Consider the following 2015-nt stretch of genomic DNA (forward strand, 5'->3'; position numbering starts at 1 on the left):
AACTACGGCGCGGTAGCAGTTGGCGCGACTGTTTGCAGAAACTTCACCTTCACGGCCAGCGGCGCGTGCGGCGGCACGATCACGGCTTCGCTGCAACTCCAGGACGGCGCGACCAACCTCGGCACCGTCACTTACACATTCACTCTAGGCACGCAGGCCGTGGCCTTCACACAGAATTTTGACGGAGTGGTTGCACCGGCTTTGCCTGCCGGTTGGACCGCCACCGTCGTTACCGGTCCTCCGGGCACCGTCAACTGGGTCACTTCAAGCGCCGGCACTCCCGCTCCTCCGGCTGACACCGCCCCCAACAGCGCCTTTATTAACGACCCGGCAGTCGTTACAGATGTCGTGCTTGACACCCCAACGATCGCCATCACAAGCGCTACGGCGAGGTTGACTTTCAGGAATAACTTCGATCTTGAATCCACCTTCGACGGCGGCGTACTTGAGATCGCTATCGGGGCGGGCGCTTTCACCGACATCATCACCGCAGGCGGCAGCTTCGTCGCTGGCGGCTACAACTCCGTGATAAGCACGGCTTTCGGCTCTCCCATCGGCGGTCGAAATGCCTGGTCCGGCATATCGGGCGGCTTCATCACGACTACCGTAAACCTGCCTGCCGCTGCCGCAGGTCAAAACATCAGGCTGCGCTTCCGCCGTGCGACCGACAACTCAGTCTCGCAAGTAGGCTGGAGAGTTGACACCATCTCGATCACGGATGGCTTCCAGTGCTGCACAGGCGGTGGCGGCGGTCCTTGCGCGGAGAACTTCGATTCGGTCACGCCTCCGGCTCTGCCGACAGGGTGGACGGCCACGACGGCCATTGACTGTGTCAACTCCAACCCGTGGGAGACCTCTAACGCGGGCGTGCCTGCTCCTCCGGCTGACACTCCGCCAAACGCGGCGTTTGTCAACGATCCTAACTGCATCTCGGATGAGCTGCTCGACACGCCACTGTTCGGAGTAATCTCAAACACGGCCACCGTAACCTTCAGAAGGAATAACAACCTCGAGAACGGTTTCGACGGCGCAGTGCTAGAGATATCGATCAACGGCGGGGCGTTCCAGGACATCATCGCAGCAGGCGGCTCGTTCGCCGTGGGTGGCTACAACGGAGTTATCAGCGTCAACTTCGGTAGCCCGATTGCTGGTCGAAATGCCTGGACCGGCAACACCGCCGGGTTCGTCACGACGACCGTCAACATCCCTGCCTCGGCAAACGGCGGCAACATCAGGCTGCGCTTCCGCCGCGCGACCGACAGCAGCGTCAGCGGTCAGGGCATCAGGATAGACTCGCTCACCTCGACCGGCACCAACTGCGGCGGGGCGGTCTGCGACTCGATCACCTGCCCGCCAAACCAGACCCAGTCGAACGACCCGAACCAGTGCGGAGCGGTCGTAAACTATCCGCCTCCGACCACAAGCGGCGTCTGCGCGGCTCCCACCTGCTCGCCGGCCTCCGGCTCATTCTTCCCCGTAGGCACGACGACCGTCACCTGCACGACTACGGGTCCGCCTCAGCGACAGTGCACCTTCACCGTCACTGTCGTTGACACGCAGCCACCGACTATCACCTGCCCGGCTCCTGTGACAGCGGTCGCGCCGGCAAGCTGCCCGATAGCCACAACAGCGGTAGGAACATTCCCGCCGCCGGTTGCTACGGACAACTGCCCCGGAGTGACTGTGGCGTGCGTGCCGCCATCGGGGACACCGTTCCCGGTCGGGACGACAACGGTGACGTGCACGGCCACCGACGCATCAGGCAACACGGCGACCTGTTCGTTCGCGGTGACTGCGTTCAACGTCTGTCTTGAGGACGACAACAATCCAGGCAACAGGCTGTTGATCAACACGTTCACAGGACAGTATCAGTTCTTCTGCGCCAACACGCCGACGCCGTTCACGGGCTTTGGCAAGATAGAAGGCAACCGGCCGGGGTCGTGCTTGTTCGGGCTGACGCACAACACGCCTGCAACGCGAGTGAGGGCGAACTGGAGCACGAACACGAAGTCGGG

General features: G+C 62.4%; 1 protein-coding gene. It reads left to right on the forward strand.

The features are described from left to right. Window positions 1-2015, forward strand: a 2015-nt coding sequence (locus VFX97_01190; GenBank protein HEX5701814.1) for an HYR domain-containing protein, incomplete at both ends; no start/stop codon positions are given.

It is taken from the genome of Pyrinomonadaceae bacterium (genome assembly GCA_036277115.1).
Taxonomy (GTDB): Bacteria; Acidobacteriota; Blastocatellia; order Pyrinomonadales; family Pyrinomonadaceae; genus UBA11740.